Below are 19057 nucleotides of genomic sequence, written 5' to 3'. Positions count from 1 at the left end.
CAATTGACGATAAGTTCACAGATATCCTCCTGTCTTTTTACCGTTTTTTCAATAACTTATACCATCATTCCCCGAACCGTATCTTTTATTTTTGGTATCAAATCATACAATCATGGAGCTTAACTTAAAAGGAAAGGTAGCCATCGTTACCGGTGGTAGCAAAGGCATTGGAAAAGGTATCGCTGCGGCGTTGCTAAAGGAAAATGCAACGGTGGTTATCACCGCCCGTAATGCCGATGAATTGGAAGACACTGCCGCCATGTTCCGGTTAGATGGTAAAGAAGTCCTTGCCGTAGTGGCGGATATGACCAAAGAAGCAGACCTGCAACGATTAGTCGACACCACCATTCAGCATTACGGACATATAGATATCCTCATCAACAACGCTGGTGGCATAGATACCTTCGGTCCCCTGGACACTATTACCATGGCGCAATGGCGGCAGGTATTTGAAGTCAACTTCTTCGGCCTCGTAGCCCTGACGAACCTGGTGATTCCCCACCTCAAAAAGCAGGGTGGTGGAAGGATTATTAATATCTCTTCGGAAAATGCAGAACAGCCGGATCCGAATATGGGACATTATAATGCTACCAAAGCCGCACTGAATAACTATTCCAAAACACTATCGCAGAATTATGGTAAGGATAACATACTGGTGAATACCGTATCTCCGGCCTTTATTAAAACACCATTGGTAGATGATATGTTGGAGGGCATTTCAAAAGAACGCGGCATATCCACTGCGGAAGCAGCCAGGCAGTTTTTGAAAGAGAACCGCCCTTACCAGGTGTTGGGCAGGCCAGGTCTGCCCGAGGAAACCGGCGGCATCGTTGCCTTCCTCGCTTCCGACCAGGCGGCTTTTATCACCGGATCTGTTTTCAGGGTAGATGGTGGATCGGTGGGAACGGTGTAACTTACAGCTATGCTCAGTTATTGGGAAAAACAAAGCCTCCTGCAATACGATTATATCATCATTGGTAGTGGTATCGTAGGACTGTCGGCAGCCATCAGCCTGAAGGAACGGGCGCCGCAAAGCCGGGTGATGGTCCTGGAAAGGGAAGTATTGCCCACCGGGGCCAGCACCAAGAATGCAGGTTTTGCCTGTATTGGCAGTTTAACGGAAATTCTGGCCGATTTGCAAACCATGGTGGTGGAGGATGTCCTCAACCTGGTAGATCTGCGCTTATCAGGTTTACGTTTGTTGAGAAAGCGTTTGGGAGATGACCGGATCGGATACCGGGAGCAGGGCAGCTTCGAATTAATCAGCACCCGCGAAGAATGGGCACTGCAACAGTTGCCGGAGGTGAATAATATTTTGGGCAACCTGTTTGATGGACAGCCCGCATTTACCCGGGCAGATCAGCAACTGCCTGCTTTTGGTTTTGAACCCCGGTATATTAAAGCCCTGGTCCGCAATAATTTTGAAGGGGAACTACATACCGGGAAAATGATGCGTGCCCTGATAGATAAAGCCATCAACAGTGGTATAGAAATAAAAACCGGTTGCCCTGTCAGCAGCATCGCTGATTTTCATACAGGGGTCAACGTGATAGTACCTCATCACACCCTGAAAGAAGATATCATATTCTCCGCCCGCAAAGTATTGATCTGTACCAACGCCTTTACCCGGCAACTGTTGCCGGAAGAAGAAGTAACACCGGGCAGGGGACAGGTACTGATCACAGAGCCTGTAAACGGTTTGCCTTTTAAAGGGATCTTCCATTTGGAAGAAGGATATTACTATTTCCGGGAGTTGGATGGCCGGGTGCTGCTGGGCGGCGGGCGCCAGCTGGACTTTAGCGGGGAAACCACTACTGCCTTTCAATACAACGACCGTATCCAGCATGAGCTGGAAGTATTGTTGCATACTACCATACTGCCAGGCCGGGATGTAGCCATCGCTGACCGGTGGACGGGCATCATGGCTTTCGGTAAAACGAAACAACCTTTGGTAAAAATGCACACGGAGAATGTAGTTATCGGTGTGCGCATGGGTGGCATGGGCGTAGCCATTGGTTCTATGATCGGTGATAAAATTGCAAGGATGGCCCTGAACAGCTAATGCCGGCTGTTGAATGGCAGCAGTCAAAAAAAAGAGCTTGCTTCCTGAATTTCTCTTTTCTATATTTAATTTTTTATTCCACGCTTAGCAGGCATTCAGTTGACCGTTCCCACCTTATAAAGAAAGGAAAACCAGCTGAAACTCATTTTTTAAAGATGTGTACAGGTACTTTTTGTATCTGTAAAGGGTATTAATTGTTTCATTTTTATAAATGAGCTACGACAGGAATTTTAAATGAATAGTTTTATCGGCCGAACTGCCAGGTAGACTACTTTTCATTAAAAAAAACATTGTAAGCGTATTTTTTACATTTATTCGTATATTGATCCGCCAAATTTTTTATAACCACGTTTGAACGTTATGCAAACAAAATCCTTACACATCTTTGACTACCTGGTATTCCTGGTATATTTTGTAATAGTGGCAGGCTACGGCTACTATATTTATCGCAAGAAAAAGAAGGCGACCACGGATTCGAAAGACTTCTTCCTGGCGGAAGGATCGCTTACCTGGTGGGCTATTGGCGCTTCGCTGATCGCATCCAATATTTCTGCGGAGCAATTTATCGGAATGTCCGGAAATGGCTTCAATATAGGATTGGCTATTTCTACCTACGAATGGATGGCGGCTGCTACGTTGATTGTGGTGGCAGTATTTTTCCTGCCTATTTACCTGAAAAACAAGATTTATACGATGCCCCAGTTCCTGGAGCGCAGGTATAATCAAACGGTAAGTACCATCATGGCCGTGTTCTGGCTGTTATTGTACGTGGTGGTAAACCTTACCTCTATCCTGTACCTGGGCGCCCTGGCGGTATCAACTATTTCCGGTATCAACTTCTACGCATGTATGGTGGCATTGGCGTTCTTCGCTATTCTCATTACACTGGGCGGTATGAAGGTGATTGGTTACACAGATGTGATCCAGGTGTTTTTCCTGATCCTCGGTGGGCTGGCAACTACTTACCTGGCATTACAATTGGTATCTGAGCATTTCGGCACCACTGGCGTACTGAAAGGCTTCTCCCTGATGACTCAACATGCCAGTGAGCATTTCCACATGATCCTGCATAAAGAGAACCCCAAATACCTGGATCTGCCGGGATTGAGTGTACTGGTGGGCGGTATGTGGATTGTAAACCTGAACTATTGGGGTTGTAACCAATATATCACACAACGTGCACTGGGCGCAGATCTGAAAACTGCCCGCAGTGGTTTGCTTTTCGCCGGTTTCCTGAAATTGCTGATGCCGGTGATTGTGGTATTACCTGGTATTGCTGCCTATGTGCTGTATTCCCAGAATCATGGTGATTTTGCACAATCCATGATGAAAGGCGGTTCCCTGAATGCAGATAATGCTTATCCTGTATTACTGAACCTGCTGCCTATTGGTCTGAAAGGACTGGCTTTCGCAGCATTAACAGCAGCGGTGGTAGCTTCTCTGGCAGGTAAAGCCAATAGTATTTCTACTATTTTCTCTTTAGATATTTATAAGAAGATATACAACAAAGAAGCCGACGAAAAGAAGATCGTGGGTGTAGGACGTACAGTAGTGGTAGTAACCATGATTATTGCTATTGTGATTTCCAACTTCCTGGGTATCGATAAAAAAGGTGGATTCCAGTTCATACAGGAATATACCGGTTTCGTTTCTCCGGGTGTATTCGCCATGTTTGCACTTGGATTTTTCTGGAAACGCACTACTTCCAGTGCAGCGATGTTCGCCATGATTGGTGGTTTGCTGTTGTCTTTCTTCCTGAAGTTTATGCCGGCATGGATCAACTTGGAACCATTAAACCAGATTGGATTTGCAGCGTTGAATCCGGACAGCGGTTTATGGGAAATGGCGTTTATTGATCGTATGGGCCTGGTGTTTGTGATTTGCGTAATCGGTATGGTGATCATCACCCTGAGCGATAAATCCAGCGCCAACAATCCGAAAGGACTGGCTATCGACAGCTCAATGTTTAAACCTAATACCGGTTTCGTAGTGGGCGCGTTGCTCATTATAGGTATACTGATTGCCCTGTATACTGTTTTCTGGTAAGAGAAATATTACAGTTGTCCCCCCGCTATAAGCGGGGGGAGGACAACTGCTTTTTGATGGTTAATTTTTCACGTTATGTACTTTATAGGTTATGATATTGGGTCGTCCTCTATCAAGGCAGCGTTGCTGAATGCAGATACCGGCGCCTGTGTGGCCACCGCCACCTGCCCTGAAAAAGAGATGGCAATTGAAGTGCCATATGCTAGTTGGGCCGAGCAACAACCAGAAAACTGGTGGCAGGAAATTATCAATGCTACCGGCATCTTATTAAGCCGCTTTCCCGTTGCCCCGGAACAAGTTAAAGGCATCGGTATCGCTTATCAGATGCATGGCCTCGTATGTGTGGATAAAAACCAGCAGGTATTAAGGCCCGCTATTATCTGGTGCGACAGCCGCGCTGTTGATATCGGTAACACCGCCTTTAAAACACTCGGAGAACAATATTGCCTGTCTCATCTGCTCAATTCTCCCGGTAACTTCACCGCCTCTAAACTGCGCTGGATACAGGAAAACGAACCTCACATTTACGAACGTATTCATAAAGTGATGTTACCCGGTGATTTCATTGCTATGAAATTAACGGGCGAAGCTGCCACCACTATTTCCGGTCTTTCTGAAGGCACCTTCTGGGACTTCGCAGAAAAAGGTGTTTCCAAGGCGTTGCTGAAGCATTATAACATTGACGAAGCGCTGCTATCGGCCATTGTGCCCACTTTCGGTGTACAGGGCCAGTTAACAGCCGCCGCTGCTGCCATACTCAAACTGGCGCCCGGCACACCGGTAACCTATCGCGCCGGCGATCAGCCGAACAATGCGTTTTCACTGAATGTACTGCAACCCGGCGAAGCAGCTACCACCGCTGGTACTTCCGGTGTGGTTTACGCTGTGCACAACAAAAATAGTTTCGATCGCCAGAGTCGTGTTAACACTTTCGTACATGTGAATAACGATGACGCACATACGAGAAATGGAGTGCTGATGTGTTTGAACGGCACTGGCATTGCCAACAGTTGGCTAAAGAACCTGGCAGGTGATATTACCTATCCTGAAATGAATGCCCTGGCTGCTCAGGCGCCTATTGGTGCAGATGGCCTGCAGGTATTTCCTTTCGGCAACGGTGCAGAACGTATCCTGGAAAACCGGAGTATAGGCGCTTCCGTTAGCCAGCTGAATTTCAATCGCCATCAGCGTGCGCACATGATGCGTGCCGTACAGGAAGGTATTGTATTCGGGCTTAACTACGGGATGGACATCATGGCGGAAATGGATTTGAACATTCACCGCGTAAGGGCCGGGCATGCCAACATGTTCCTCAGCCCCCTGTTCCGCGAGGCGTTTGCCAACACTGCTAATGTGGTCATCGAATTATATAATACAGATGGCGCCCAGGGTGCGGCACGAGGTGCAGCCATAGGAGCCGGTTACGTGAGCCAGGCAGATGCTTTCCGCGGGATGGAATGCCTGTCGGTTATAGAACCGGATGTAGCCCTGCAGGCGCAATACCGTGATGTATACGGTAGCTGGCTAAACGGATTACGGGCGGCCATTAAGTAATATCAACAATATTAACACAGGCATCTGTCTTCACCGGCAGATGCCTGTTGTTTTATGAAGCACTACAGGAGTGTGTTTAATCGTGTATCTCACTAAAAATTTATTATTTTGTCTGGAATTCTAAATATTGAACAATGAAATTTGGCATCCATTCTTTTAAAGAGGCAGGATTTGATATCATCGCACTCCAGGACCTGGCAACAGGCACACAGGTAGAAATCATTCCCGCTTTCGGCGCATTGTTGCATGCTTTCAAAGTAAAGCGTCAACAGGAAACCATTAACCTGATCGATAGCTACCAGGATTTGGCTGACCTCGAAGCAAATCTCCGCAGCAGTTTCAAAAGCGTAAAATTGAGCCCTTATGCCTGCCGCATTAAGGACGCAAAATATACCTGGGAAGGCTCTTCTCTCGAAATTCAAAAAACAATTGCACCTGGCAACGCCATCCATGGCTTGTTATACGACGTGCCTTTTGCCATCACCGCACAACAGGCAGATGATCAACAGGCATCCGTAACCCTGGCACATCATTTTAAAGCCACTGATGACGCGGGTTATCCCTTCGCTTATGATTGTGTGGCTACATTTACCTTGCATGCCGGCAATGAACTGCAGCTTAGCACCACCATTATCAATCAAAGTGGTAGCACTATCCCGGTAATGGATGGCTGGCATCCTTACTTCGCTACAGGCACACCGGTAGACGAGCTGGAACTGACCTTCGCATCTAAACAAATAGTAGAGTTCAATGAAAAATTACTGCCTACAGGTAACCTGCTCCCCTATACGGAGTTTACCGGCGGTAAATTGCTCAAAGGAGTAGAATTGGATAACTCTTTCATCCTGGATCAAAGCAAAGCACAACCGCTGGCCAACATCCACGATCCGAAGAAAAATATCAACATTGCTTTTTATCCTGGCAACAACTACCCGATATTGCAAATATATATTCCACCTCATCGCAACAGCATTGCAGTGGAGAACCTCAGCGGTGCGCCGGATGCCTTTAATAACGGGCTTGGACTGGTTCAGCTGGCTGCCGGGGAAAGCCGTGTTTTTGATACCCGCATTAAGATATCACTGTAGGTAATCAGCCCCATGGCATAGTTGTTGGCTTTCCTGTTTGTAAGTAACCAGAATTATTTCACCTTATAAATTGGAAAATTATGGACCAGTTACAACTAAAGGGAAAGTGGAATGAATTAAAAGGCACGCTCAAGCAAAAGTATGCTGATCTGACTGATGATGATCTGTTATATGAAGAAGGACAGGAAGATAAGTTGATCGGAAAACTGCAGCAGAAGCTGGGCAAAACCAGGGATGAAGTGATCAGCCTGCTGAAATCTGCCGGATAAGAACATAGGGAATATGCAAAAAGCAAAATCCTTCCGTTAGCGGAAGGATTTTGTTTTTTTAACACGCCTGCATTTCCTTTAATTTGTAACTTCAAATACGGATATGAACAATGTCTATATTGATCTGTTTGTAAAGGAGAGGAAAGGATTCAGCAGTTAAATTATTACACATTATATGAAGGTTTTCTTACGTATTATAGCATTGGGCTGTATTTTTAGTATGGTATTCGCATCCGGGGTGAGCGCGCAGGTAACGGTTACGGGGATGATTTCAGACAGTAACAACCTGGTATTACCCTACGCTACCATCAGCAATTTGAATAATGGTAAACGTTCTCTCTCTGATCAGGGCGGCTATTATAAAATAACGGGTAACCGCAACGACCGCATCGTTATTACATTTGTGGGGTATGTACCGGATACCTTAATTGTTACCCAAAGTACAGGTACCCAAACATCCAATGTAGTATTGATAGCAGCAGGTAAGTTTCTGAAAGGAGTAGAAATCACTTCTCAGTACACACCTTACCAGAAAGATTCCATTGAAAGACGCAACCAGTACGGGTATATTCTTGATCAGCCTAACAAGCCACTGGCAGGCGGTAATACACCTCAAGGCGCAGGTATTGTGATTAGTCCAATCACCCGTTTCTCCAAAAAGGAAAAACAGAAACGACAGTTTAAAGAAAACTATGAGAAGATGGAAAAAGAGAAATTCATCGACTCCCGTTTTACACCGTTGTTAGTAAACAAGGTAACCGGCCTCACTGGCGATTCCCTGCACCTGTTTATGCGGGATAACTATCCGGATTACAACACCATGCGTACCATCGCTAACAATGATCTGCTTTACTGGATCACCGATAAATACAAAGCCTGGAAGGCGAAAAAGAATTAAGCAGTTTGCTTCAATAAAAAAGCCGCTACGTCATGGCGTAGCGGCTTTTTGCTATAAGTTAGTGCCTAATGGCTGAAAGTTAATTTCAATTATACACCTTCACCATATACACAAAGTCTTCCAGTTTCTTAATCTGATCTACCCGGTTCATGCCATCCAGGTGGCTTTTATGGTTCAGATCTTTCCGGATTTGTTTGTCTTTTGGCATTTCATCCAGCAGGTGTTTCAGGTGTGCTGATTTCACAGCGAAAGCAATACCATCGGAGGTTGTTTGTTTGCCGGTAACAATACCTACTACATCGCCTTTGCTGTCGAGCAGTGGAGCGCCACTGTTGCCTGGGTTTACCGGGATAGACACCTGGTAAGCCGTAGTATCGCCATTGAAGCCTGTTTTGGCGCTGATATAACCTTTGCCATAAACAATTTCATCGCGGGGGAAGCCCATGGTAAATACTTCTTCACCCAGTTTTACACTTTGTGGTTTCAAAGCGTAAGGGAGTGGCTGGCTTTTGAAAGTGGAGTCGGCAATTTTTAATACGGCCAGGTCGCTGGAAATATCTTCAAATACGCTGACTGCTTTAAATGCTTCGCCTTTATTATTTTGAACATACACAGAGTCGGCGCCGGCTACTACATGATAGTTAGTAACAATGTAACCATTACCGGATACCGCAAAACCAGTACCGCCATAGGTGCCGGGATTTAACGGTGCTTTGCTTTTGCTGTTCATATCATTAATGAGTGCATTCTGGGAGCGTTGAATATTATTCAGCACCCTTCTTACATCTTCATATTGTGCGGTGGACTTGTTGCGGGCTACATTCTGTATTACGGCAATGGTAGAAAGGGAGGTAACCAGTGCAATACAGGCCGCTGCAGCCAGGTTGGTGATGGTTCTGCGACGGATAGATAACCGTTTTGCTGCCTGGTTGTCGTCCTGCGCCTGTTTGCGGAGGGTAGGCATATCCAGTTGCTGGTGTATCTTTTCCAGTTTTGCTTGTAAATGTTGACGCTGACCATAATTACCCAGGTGTTGGAGAAACAATTGGTGTTCTTCTACCTGCCGGTTAATCAGCGGGTTGGTACGGCGTAATTCGTCGAAAGCAGTTTTTTCCTGTTCGCTCATTTCCCCTTCCAGGTAACGCTCAATGTCACGCAATAAGATCATGTCCTCTTTCATGGCTGCTTTCTCCTTATATAGATGTGTTGTATTGATCAAAAAATAACTTCTTCAAACGCATCAGGCACTTATACTTCTGGTTTTTGGCGTTTTCGGCGTTGGTATATCCAAACTTCTCAGCTATTTCCTGCATAGATTTTTTATGCAGGTAATAATCTTCCAGGATGGTTTGGCAGGGTTGACCAATACTGCTCATAGCCCCTTCCATGATCCTGAATTCCTGGTCCTTCGCATAATGTTCTTCCAGTTCCTCGGTAGCCGGAATTACTTCTTCCAGCTCTGGAGACAGGGTATATAGTCCGTAAGTACGCTGAACTTTTTTAAGCCACAGATGGCGGCAAACCGAATAAAGGAAGGTTTTTAGCCTGCTGCTGAGGGTGAAGTCGTTTTTTTGTACTTTTTCATATAAGACTATAATAGCCTCCTGGAATACATCTTTGGCGTCATCTTCTGAGCCATTGTGCTGAAGGATCATCCTTAAAACCACTGGAAAATTTTCTGAATAGATGATTTCCAATGACTTATCCTCACCTTTTGCCAGTCCCAGCAATAATTCCCTATCTCTTGTTATGTCTTGATTTTGCTTCACTCTTAATACAGTTATTAGGCATTTGGTAACCCAAAGTACCGAAAAAAAATATTTTTAAAAGTTGGGTTACCTTTTAGGTGACCCTGGTATAAAGGTTAAATCATTCAAAAAACAACTTAAATAATTGTAACATGAAGAACGTAATTAAAATCGGTTTCTTAGCTCTGTCTTTCGGTATTTTCGCAGTTGCTTGCGGTGGTGGTGCTGCTAAAACTGAAGGTGATTCTACAGCAACTTCTGCTGCTTCTACTATCGATTCAGCTGCTAAAGCTGCTACTACTGCTGTTGATTCAGTAGCTGCTGCTGCAAAATCTACTGTTGATTCAGCTGCTAAAGCTATCGATACTGCTGCTGCAAAACACTAATTTAACTTTAGGTTTTATAAATAACCGTCCCGGCTTGGCCAGGACGGTTTTTTTGTGTCCGTTAGATTCATAAAGTCGATTTTATTGAAAGTTATTTAATAAATGGTGCTTGTTGTTGAAAAAAGTGTATTTTTTGATATTACCCCTTGGATAATTAAAATCGTGCCGTATTTTTGTTCTACACTCAAAAAGAGTACAACCAAGCACATGATACCACAAACGAACTTTGGATTTTTTGGCTTTTATTATTTCTGGTACCAGGAATAGGAAGGTCGTTTGTGTAAAATAAAAGATACTACAAAAAGGCCTTCCGAAACCGGAAGGCCTTTTTTAATGACATTAACAAACCGTAAGTATATGTTACAGCCAGCTTTAGGCAATTCCTTTTTTTATTACTTCTCTTACTTCTTTTATGCGAAGAAGCAGGGGACTCGTTTGCAATAACATACTTACCATAAAAAGTACAACGCAAAAAGGGTCCCGGACTGGGACCCTTTCTGTTTTTAATAGCTAGTTGCTACAGCAACTATAAATAAATAAAAATCAATCACACACACATGAAAATTGCCATACAGGGGTTTGAAGGATGTTTTCACCAGGTTGCGGCCCAGGAATATTTCGGTAAAAAAATCGAAATAGAGTGCTGTGGCTCCTTTGCAGAACTGGTTAAAAAAGCAAAACAGCAACCCGATGTGGATGCAGGTATCATGGCCATCGAAAATTCTATCGCCGGCAGCATCTTACCTAACTATACCCTCATCAAGAATTCCGGCCTGCACATCATCGGTGAAATCTACCTCCAGATCAATCAACACCTGATGGTATTACCCGGCCAAACGATGGAAGACCTCCGCGAGGTGCATTCCCATCCCATGGCGTTATTACAGTGCATGGACTTCCTGGAAAAATACCCGCATATCAAGCTGGTAGAAACGGAAGATACCGCCCTCAGCGCCCGGCACGTAAGACAAAAGAAACTGAAAAGTACCGCCGCTATTGCCGGTAAACTGGCCGCCGAAATCTTCGAATTGGATATCATCGCGCCAAATATTCATACCAATAAAAATAATTATACCCGCTTCCTCGCCGTATCCCGTACCCCGGTAGCTACTGCGGAAGATGCCAACAAAGCTTCAGTATATTTCCAAACCAGCCACGACAGAGGAAGCCTGGCCAAAGTGCTGACACAGATAGCAGTAGCAGGTATTAATCTCTCTAAACTGCAATCCTTTCCTATCCCGGCAAAAGAATGGAACTATTACTTCCACGCAGATATGGAATTCGATAATGCCGCTCACTTCGAAAAAGCACTCGACAAAATAGCGCCATTGACCGAACACCTGAAAGTTTTGGGTATTTATAAAAAAGGAAAAACACATTAATCAGTTTTATGCAGATACAGGTTGCTAAAAGATTACAAGGCACAGAAGAATACTACTTCTCCAAAAAACTCAGGGAAATAGAGGAAATGAATCAAACAGGTACCCGGGTCATTAACCTCGGTATCGGTAGCCCCGATTTACCTCCGCATCCTTCTGTGGTGGCTGCATTAAACGAAAATGCTGTGTTGCCCAATACCCACAACTACCAGGGCTATAAAGGGATTCCCGCCCTGCGTAAGGCAATGGCAGAATGGTATCAGCGCTACTACAACGTAACCCTGAACCCGGATACAGAAGTATTGCCACTGATAGGTTCCAAAGAAGGAATTATGCACATCTGCATGACCTACCTGCAGGAAGGCGATGAAGCGCTCATCCCCAACCCGGGCTATCCTACTTATCGCTCCGCGGTAAACCTCAGTGGCGCTACCGTAGTGGATTACGACCTGATTGAAGCAAATGGTTGGTTACCTGATCTGGACGCCCTGGCGAAAAGAGACCTGAGCCGCGTAAAACTGATGTGGGTAAACTACCCGCATATGCCTACCGGCGCTAAAGTGAATAAGGAATTTGCTGCAAAGCTGATTGCTTTCGCAAAACAACATGATATCCTCATCTGCCACGACAATCCGTATAGCTTCATTTTAAATGAGCAACCGGAAAGCCTGTTGCAGTTTGAAGGTGCCAAAGACGTGGTGCTGGAATTAAACTCCCTCAGCAAATCATCTAACATGGCAGGCTGGCGTATAGGCATGCTGGTTGGTAAAGCCGAATGGATCAGTGAAGTATTGCGTTTCAAATCCAATATGGATTCCGGTATGTTCCAACCTATGCAAATGGCCGCTGTAAAGGCGTTGCAACTGGGGAAAGACTGGTACGACAACCTGAATAAAATTTATCGCGGCCGCCGTGAAAAAGTATTCCAGTTGCTGGACCTGTTGCACTGCACCTACGATAAAAACCAGGTAGGAATGTTCGTATGGGCAAAAATTCCGGCTACTATCGATAACGGCTATACGTTAACAGATGAGATCCTGCAAAAAGCCCGTGTATTCATTACTCCCGGCGGCATATTCGGCAGCAATGGAAACGGATATATCAGGGTAAGTCTCTGCCAGGAAGAAAAAGTATTTGAAGAAGCGATAGCACGCATCAAAACAAGCATACAATGATCGTAACAATAATAGGTACGGGTTTAATAGGAGGCTCACTCGCCATTACGCTGAAAGAAAAAGGCGTGGCGGAACGGGTGATCGGGGTAGACAACAACCAGGAGCACCTGCAACGTGCACTGGACCTTCATATCATCGATGAAGGCGCTACCCTGGAAGCAGCCATGCAGCGCTCCGACCTGGTAATACTGGCCATTCCCGTGGATGGCGTATTACAGGCATTGCCCGGTATCATGGATCAGGCGCGCCCTGGCCAGGTAATTATGGACGTAGGTTCTACCAAAGAAAAAATACTGCAACTCGTTGCCGGTCATCCAAACAGAGGCCGCTTCGTGGCTGCCCACCCGATGGCCGGCACCGAGTATTCCGGCCCCGATGCAGCGATACGCAACCTGTTCGTCAACAAAACCATGGTATTATGCGATGTGAAAAACAGCGATGAAGATGCCCTGGAAGTAGTGGAAAATATGGTAGACCAACTGCAGATGCGCACCGTATATATGAATGCAGAAGAGCACGACCTGCACACAGCTTATGTATCGCATATCTCTCACATCACCTCTTTTGCACTGGCATTAACAGTGTTGAAAAAAGAGAAAGAGTCAGGCCGCATCTTTGAACTGGCCAGCGGTGGTTTCGAATCTACCGTGCGCCTGGCGAAAAGCTCGCCTGATATGTGGGTGCCGATCTTCAAGCATAACCGTAACAACGTGCTGGATGTACTGGATGAACATATCAGCCAGCTACAGCAAATGAAGTCATTACTCGAAACAGAAGACTACGATACTTTTTATAAACTGATTCAAAAATCCAATAAAATCAGGAAGATCCTGAAATAACTTTAATTCTGATAATCTACTTAACTTCAATACTATGGTACAGACAATGGAACAGATTTTATCTAAAACCAAATTCTCCGATCCGTCTTCCGATAAAAAGCCGTTGATCATTTCCGGACCCTGCAGTGCAGAAACCGAAGAGCAGGTATTAGCCACCGCATTGGCCCTGCAAAAAACTGGTAAAGTAGACGTGTTACGCGCTGGTATCTGGAAGCCACGTACCCGTCCCGGTTCCTTTGAAGGTATCGGTACCAAAGGCCTTGCATGGTTGCAGAAAGCCCGCGAAATCACCGGCTTACCACTGGCAGTGGAAGTAGCTACTGCTAAACAGGTAGAAGATGCATTGCATTTTGGTGTAGATATCCTGTGGGTAGGTGCACGTACCACGGTAAACCCTTTCTCCGTACAGGAAGTAGCCGACGCCCTGAAAGGTGTTGATACTACCGTTTTAATTAAGAATCCTATCAATCCGGACCTCGAACTGTGGCTCGGCGCTGTAGAAAGAATTCAGAAAGCAGGTATCACCAAAGTAGGTTTAATCCATCGTGGATTCTCCAGCTATGGTAACACCCAATACCGCAACGCGCCGATGTGGCACCTGGCTATTGAGCTGAAACGCCGTATGCCTGAACTGCCAATGATCTGCGATCCATCACACATCTCCGGCCGTCGCGATATCTTACAGGAAGTTTCACAGGAAGCCATTGACCTCGATTACGATGGTCTGATGCTGGAAACACACGTAGATCCGGACAACGCATGGAGCGATGCCAAACAACAGGTGACACCGGAAAAATTGGCAGAACTGCTGGATGGTATCGTTTGGAGAAGAGAACATACCGATAAAAAAGACTTCAACTCTGCCCTGGAAAAACTGCGTGCGCAAATCAACCAGGTAGATGATGAAATCATGCTGTTGCTCGGCAACCGTATGAAAATTGCTGAAAAAATCGGTACCTACAAGAAAGAAAACAACATCACCATCCTGCAAACAAACCGCTGGAACGAAATCCTGGAGCGCAACATCGCAAAAGGTGAGAAACTGGGCCTGACGAAAGAATTCATCCTGAAATATTTCGATGCAGTTCACCTGGAATCCATCAACCGCCAGAACAAAGTGATGAACGAAGAGAAATAGCGAGACAGCTGTTAGCTATTAGCTTTTAGCTTTTAGTAAATGCAGCGAAGACCAACATATAATCATCTTCGCTGCATTTACTAAAAGCTAAAAGCTAACAGCTAATAGCTATTTACATATCTTTCTAAAAGCTAACAGCTAAATGCTCAAACAACTCCACCAGTTTGCACAACAGGAAACTACCTATTTTTTGGGAGAAAGCCTGCTGCAGCTGGGCAATCATGTAGACCGTAACAGGGCCGTATTGGTAATAGATGAAAATGTGGAACGACATCATGGTCATCATTTGCACAATTGGAAAAAAATTGTAATCCCCGCCGGCGAAGAAGTAAAGAATATGGCCACCGTTGAAAAAATCATTGATGGCCTCATTGCTTACGAAGCCGACCGCAAAACCATGCTGGTAGGCATCGGTGGTGGTATGATGACGGATGTAGCCGGGTTTGCCGCCAGCATTTATATGCGGGGGATTCCTTTTGGATTTGTACCCACTACTTTGCTGGCACAGGTAGATGCCTCTATTGGCGGCAAGAATGGGGTAAGTCATGGTAAACATAAAAACCTGCTGGGTATTATCCGCCAGCCGCAGTTTATCCTGTTCGACTATACCTTACCACTCACCATGCCGGCAGAAGAATGGCATAACGGCTTTGCGGAAATCATTAAATATGCCTGCATCATGGATGCGGAATTATTTGATTTCCTGGAGCAAAACAAAGAGAAAGCATTGGCCCGTGATGTGGCAGTATTAGAATACCTGGTGGAAAAATCAGTGGCCGCAAAAACAAAGGTAGTATTGGAAGATGAGCTGGAAACGGGCCCCCGTCGCTGGCTGAATTTCGGTCATACCCTTGGCCATGCGGTAGAAAAGCTGGAACACATTGCACACGGTAAAGCTGTAGCAATTGGTATGGTAGCAGCTACCCGTTTTTCGGAAAAGCTGATGAACCTGCCTACTTCCGCCACCGTGCGATTGATAAAACTGATTAACGACTACCAACTGCCAGTCGCTTTTACATCAGATAAAGAGGCCGTGTTTGATATCTTTAAACTGGATAAAAAACGCGAGAAAGATGTGATCCATTTTGTGCTGCTGGAGGAAATAGGTAAAGCTACCACCATGCCGGTACCCATTGCAGAACTGAAATTGTTACTGCAGGAGTTGTAAAATTTTTTCTAATCAAATTAAAGGCGGACGAAAATATATATGCAAGTTACTGTATCACCAGCTACCATTGCCGGTACCGTTACGGCCAATCCTTCCAAAAGCGCTATGCAACGCGCTGTAGCAGCAGCTTTGCTGGCAAAGGGAACGACGATCATCCGTAATCCTGGCCTCAGCAATGACTGCCTGGCAGCACTGGAAGTAGCCGAAAATCTGGGTGCTAAGATCAAACGGGAATACGATTATTTTGAAATCACCAGCAATGGCGTAGCCCCGTTTTATGATGAAATTAACTGCGGCGAATCAGGCCTCGGTATCCGTATGTTTACACCTATCGCAGCATTGTCTTCCCTGCCTATTACCATTGAAGGACATGGTAGCTTAACTACCCGCCCAATGGACTTCTTCGAGCAGGTATTGCCACAATTGGAGGTGAAATGCACTACACAGGGTGGTAAGCTGCCGCTGCATATCCAGGGCCCGCTACAACCTAAAGATATTACGATCGATGGATCATTAAGCTCCCAGTTCCTCACTGGTTTGCTGATGGCATATGGCGCTACCGCTGAAAATGCGACGATCACAGTAACAGACCTGAAGAGCAAACCATACATTGCGTTAACCCTGCAACTGATGGCACATTTTGGTGTACAGGTAACAGAAAAGAATTTCGAAACATTCCATTTCGGCAGCAAACAGGCGTATAAAGCCGTAGATTATACGGTAGAAGGTGACTGGAGCGGCGCCGCATTCCTGCTGGTAGCAGCAGCAGTAGCGGGTAAAGCGGAAGTACAGCACCTGAATGTCGCCTCTGCACAGTCAGACAAGGCGATACTGGAAGCGCTGGAAAAAGCAGGTGCCCACCTGATGTCCGGAGTATTCACCGTAAACATAGAAAAAGGCGGACTCCAACCATTTGAAATAGATGCAACAGATTGCCCTGACCTGTTTCCTCCGCTGGTAGCACTGGCTGCTAACTGCCACGGCACTACGAAAATAAAAGGAGTGAGCCGCCTGGCACATAAAGAAAGTGACCGCGGATTAACTTTACAGGAGGAATTTGGTAAGATGGGTATTAAAATAGACCTGCAGGGCGATCTCATGCTGGTACACGGTGGCACCGGTATTAAAGGCGCCCACGTGCATTCGCATAATGATCACCGCATCGCGATGGCCTGCGCAGTGGCTGCGCTCACCGCCGATGGTCCTGTTACCATCGACAATGCAGAAGCCATCAATAAATCTTACCCGGAATTTTATGATCACCTGGCCTTGTTAGGTGGCAAAGTTGCGGTAAGCGTATAGCGTGCTGGCTGTTAGCTTTTAGCAGTCAGCTTTTAGCAAATGCAGCGAGACTATATAATATGTTAATCTCCGCTGCATTTGCTAAAAGCTGACTGCTAAAAGCTAACAGCTGTTTTTTCACTTTAAATTATCAGCGTGTGAACAGTTTTGGCAGATTATTCAGGGTCAACGTTTTTGGAGAATCACATGGCGCCAGTGTTGGCGTAAATATAGATGGCATTCCTGCCGGCCTGCCTTTAAAGCAGGAAGATTTCCTGGCAGACCTGGAACGCCGTAAAGGCGGCTCCAGGGGCACTACTCCCCGAAAAGAAGAAGATTTACCGTTCATTAAATCCGGTGTGTTTAATGATCATACAACCGGCGCACCCGTGACTATCTTGTTTGAAAATAACAATACCCGTAGCGCCGATTATGATAAATTACGAGAGTTCCCGCGTCCGGGTCATGCCGACTTTGTAGCCACCGAAAAATTCGGAGGCTTTGAAGACTACCGTGGTGGCGGGCATTTCAGCGGCAGGCTCACCCTCAATCTGGTAGCAGCCGGTGTTATTGCCAAGAAAATTTTAGGGAACGATATCCAGGTAAATGCTACCATCACAGAAGTGGGTGGCTATGCCAATGCGGAAGAAGGCCTGGAAGCAGCTATTGCGGCGAAAGATTCTGTAGGCGGTATCGTGGAATGTGTGGTAGACGGCCTGCCTATCGGATTGGGAGAACCCTTCTTTGATTCCCTGGAGTCAGCGCTGGCACATGCAGTATTTGCTATCCCCGCGGTGAAAGGTATTGAATTTGGCGCTGGCTTTGCCGCCGCCAAAATGAAAGGATTGGAACACAACGATGCCATCCTGGATAAAACCGGTAAAACAGCTACTAATCATGCCGGCGGCGTGGTAGGCGGTATCACCAACGGTAACCCGCTGGTATTCCGGATTGCAGTGAAGCCTACGTCCAGCACACCAAAGGAACAACAAACCCTGAATATCAAAAGCGGGGAAGTGGAAACATTCAGTGTGAAAGGGCGCCACGACTTATGTATTGCGCTCCGTGTACCCGTAGTACTGGAGGCAGTAACGGCTATGGTGCTGGCAGATTTTATGCTGCTGGAACAACGCAGGCCGAGGAAGCTGAAAGCATAAAGCACAAAGCATAAAGCTATTGAAGCGATTGATGAGAGCGAAGATTTTCGCTTTAATCAATCGCTTCAATAGCTTTATGCTTTGTGCTTTATGCTTTCAGCTCCATAAATTACTGCTCAATAGCCAGCAATTCCACATCAAACACCAGCGTACTGCCGGGGCCGATTTTCGGACCTGCGCCACGATCGCCATATGCCAGCTCAGATGGAATGAAAAGACGCCATTTAGAGCCTACAGGCATTAATTGCAGGGCTTCTGTCCATCCTTTTATCACACCACTCACCGGGAAGGAGATAGGCTGACCTCTGTCAACAGAGCTATCGAACACAGTACCATCAATTAAAGTACCGTGGTAGTGTGTTTTTACTTTGTCGTTGATAGTTGGTTTAGGACCATCTCCTGCTTTCAGGATTTCATATTGTAAACCATCAGGAAGGGTTACCACGCCTGGTTTTGATTTGTTTTCGGCGAGGAACTTCAGCCCTGCTTCACGGTTCTTGGCAGATTTGTCAGCTTTTAACTGCTGCAGATAATTACTTATGCTCATATCACATTGTTCTTTTGACAGTAATAAAGTTTGATTTTTAAGTGCATCCTGTATAGCCCTGGCTAATAAAGCGGTATTGATATTATCCAGTCCCTGGGCTTTCAGGTTTTCGGCAATGTTAGCGCCAATACCATAGCTCACGGAATCCAGGCGTGTTTTCATTACGGATGCTTTCGCGGCAGTTTTTACGGCCGGTTTGGCAGCTGGCTTAGGTGTAGGTTTGGTTTGACTGAAAGCTTGTGTAGACAAACATCCCAGTGCACCGATGAACAGGTATTTCTTGTACATAAAAGCGTTGTTGTCAGTAATATTATTTAAAATA

The 19057-nt window shown here is 45.7% G+C and carries 18 protein-coding genes; 15 read left to right on the top strand and 3 right to left on the bottom strand.

From position 1 onward, the window contains the following. The first annotated feature begins 112 nt into the window (after positions 1-112). The 7 genes from J7623_RS03245 (at position 113) to J7623_RS03215 (ending at position 7917) form a co-directional block, all read left to right on the top strand. A complete protein-coding gene (locus J7623_RS03245; protein ID WP_291917103.1) occupies positions 113-913 on the top strand; it encodes a glucose 1-dehydrogenase in 801 nt (266 codons plus the stop codon). 9 nt (positions 914-922) lie between these two features. Beyond that, positions 923-2062, top strand: a complete 1140-nt coding sequence (locus J7623_RS03240; protein ID WP_291917101.1) for an FAD-dependent oxidoreductase — start codon at positions 923-925, stop codon at positions 2060-2062. Positions 2063-2422: 360 nt separating this feature from the next. Further along, entirely contained in the window at positions 2423-4108 is a 1686-nt protein-coding gene (locus tag J7623_RS03235; protein WP_291917098.1) for a sodium/sugar symporter, read from the top strand. A 75-nt stretch (positions 4109-4183) separates the two neighbouring features. Beyond that, on the top strand, positions 4184-5662 hold the full coding sequence (locus J7623_RS03230; RefSeq protein WP_291917096.1) for an FGGY family carbohydrate kinase: 1479 nt from the start codon (positions 4184-4186) through the stop codon (positions 5660-5662). Positions 5663-5796: 134 nt separating this feature from the next. Then, a complete protein-coding gene (locus J7623_RS03225) occupies positions 5797-6750 on the top strand; it encodes an aldose 1-epimerase (protein WP_291917094.1) in 954 nt (317 codons plus the stop codon). A gap of 80 nt (positions 6751-6830) precedes the next feature. Then, positions 6831-7019, top strand: a complete 189-nt coding sequence (locus tag J7623_RS03220; RefSeq protein WP_291917092.1) for a CsbD family protein — start codon at positions 6831-6833, stop codon at positions 7017-7019. A gap of 175 nt (positions 7020-7194) precedes the next feature. Further along, positions 7195-7917, top strand: a complete 723-nt coding sequence (locus J7623_RS03215) for a carboxypeptidase-like regulatory domain-containing protein (protein WP_291917090.1) — start codon at positions 7195-7197, stop codon at positions 7915-7917. An 85-nt stretch (positions 7918-8002) separates the two neighbouring features. Here J7623_RS03215 and J7623_RS03210 read toward each other — a convergent pair whose 3' ends face one another. Beyond that, positions 8003-9097, bottom strand: coding sequence for a serine protease (locus tag J7623_RS03210; RefSeq protein ID WP_291917088.1), 1095 nt, complete (start codon positions 9095-9097; stop codon positions 8003-8005). A 13-nt stretch (positions 9098-9110) separates the two neighbouring features. Then, on the bottom strand, positions 9111-9686 hold the full coding sequence (locus J7623_RS03205; protein WP_291917086.1) for a sigma-70 family RNA polymerase sigma factor: 576 nt from the start codon (positions 9684-9686) through the stop codon (positions 9111-9113). Positions 9687-9817: 131 nt separating this feature from the next. Here J7623_RS03205 and J7623_RS03200 point away from each other — a divergent pair, with 131 nt between their 5' ends. The 8 genes from J7623_RS03200 to J7623_RS03165 all read left to right on the top strand — a co-directional run bounded on the left by J7623_RS03200 (position 9818) and on the right by J7623_RS03165 (position 18188). Further along, entirely contained in the window at positions 9818-10051 is a 234-nt protein-coding gene (locus tag J7623_RS03200; RefSeq protein WP_291917084.1) for a hypothetical protein, read from the top strand. A gap of 557 nt (positions 10052-10608) precedes the next feature. Then, on the top strand, positions 10609-11433 hold the full coding sequence (locus J7623_RS03195; protein WP_291917082.1) for a prephenate dehydratase: 825 nt from the start codon (positions 10609-10611) through the stop codon (positions 11431-11433). 8 nt (positions 11434-11441) lie between these two features. After that, a complete protein-coding gene (locus J7623_RS03190) occupies positions 11442-12605 on the top strand; it encodes an aminotransferase class I/II-fold pyridoxal phosphate-dependent enzyme (RefSeq protein ID WP_291917080.1) in 1164 nt (387 codons plus the stop codon). Further along, a complete protein-coding gene (locus J7623_RS03185) occupies positions 12602-13444 on the top strand; it encodes a prephenate dehydrogenase (RefSeq protein ID WP_291917078.1) in 843 nt (280 codons plus the stop codon). Before J7623_RS03190 ends, J7623_RS03185 begins: the two co-directional genes overlap by 4 nt. 34 nt (positions 13445-13478) lie before the next feature. Beyond that, positions 13479-14582: a chorismate mutase gene (locus J7623_RS03180; RefSeq protein WP_291917076.1), complete on the top strand. Its 1104-nt coding sequence runs from the start codon at positions 13479-13481 to the stop codon at positions 14580-14582. A gap of 142 nt (positions 14583-14724) precedes the next feature. Then, complete coding sequence (gene aroB / locus J7623_RS03175) at positions 14725-15750, top strand: 3-dehydroquinate synthase (protein WP_291917075.1); 1026 nt, start codon at positions 14725-14727, stop codon at positions 15748-15750. 39 nt (positions 15751-15789) lie between these two features. Continuing rightward, positions 15790-17052, top strand: coding sequence for a 3-phosphoshikimate 1-carboxyvinyltransferase (gene aroA / locus J7623_RS03170; protein WP_291917073.1), 1263 nt, complete (start codon positions 15790-15792; stop codon positions 17050-17052). A gap of 137 nt (positions 17053-17189) precedes the next feature. Continuing rightward, positions 17190-18188 (top strand): chorismate synthase, encoded by a 999-nt coding sequence (locus tag J7623_RS03165; protein ID WP_291917071.1) that lies wholly within the window; start codon positions 17190-17192, stop codon positions 18186-18188. Between the two features lie 109 nt (positions 18189-18297). On the opposite strand, the gene J7623_RS03160 is transcribed toward J7623_RS03165, so the two are convergent. Then, a complete protein-coding gene (locus J7623_RS03160) occupies positions 18298-18897 on the bottom strand; it encodes an FKBP-type peptidyl-prolyl cis-trans isomerase (protein WP_366838376.1) in 600 nt (199 codons plus the stop codon). Between the last annotated feature and the right edge of the window lie 160 nt (positions 18898-19057).

This window comes from Chitinophaga sp., from assembly GCF_017745275.1.
Classification (GTDB): Bacteria; Bacteroidota; Bacteroidia; order Chitinophagales; family Chitinophagaceae; genus Chitinophaga.
This window is presented reverse-complemented; position numbering and strand designations above follow the sequence as displayed.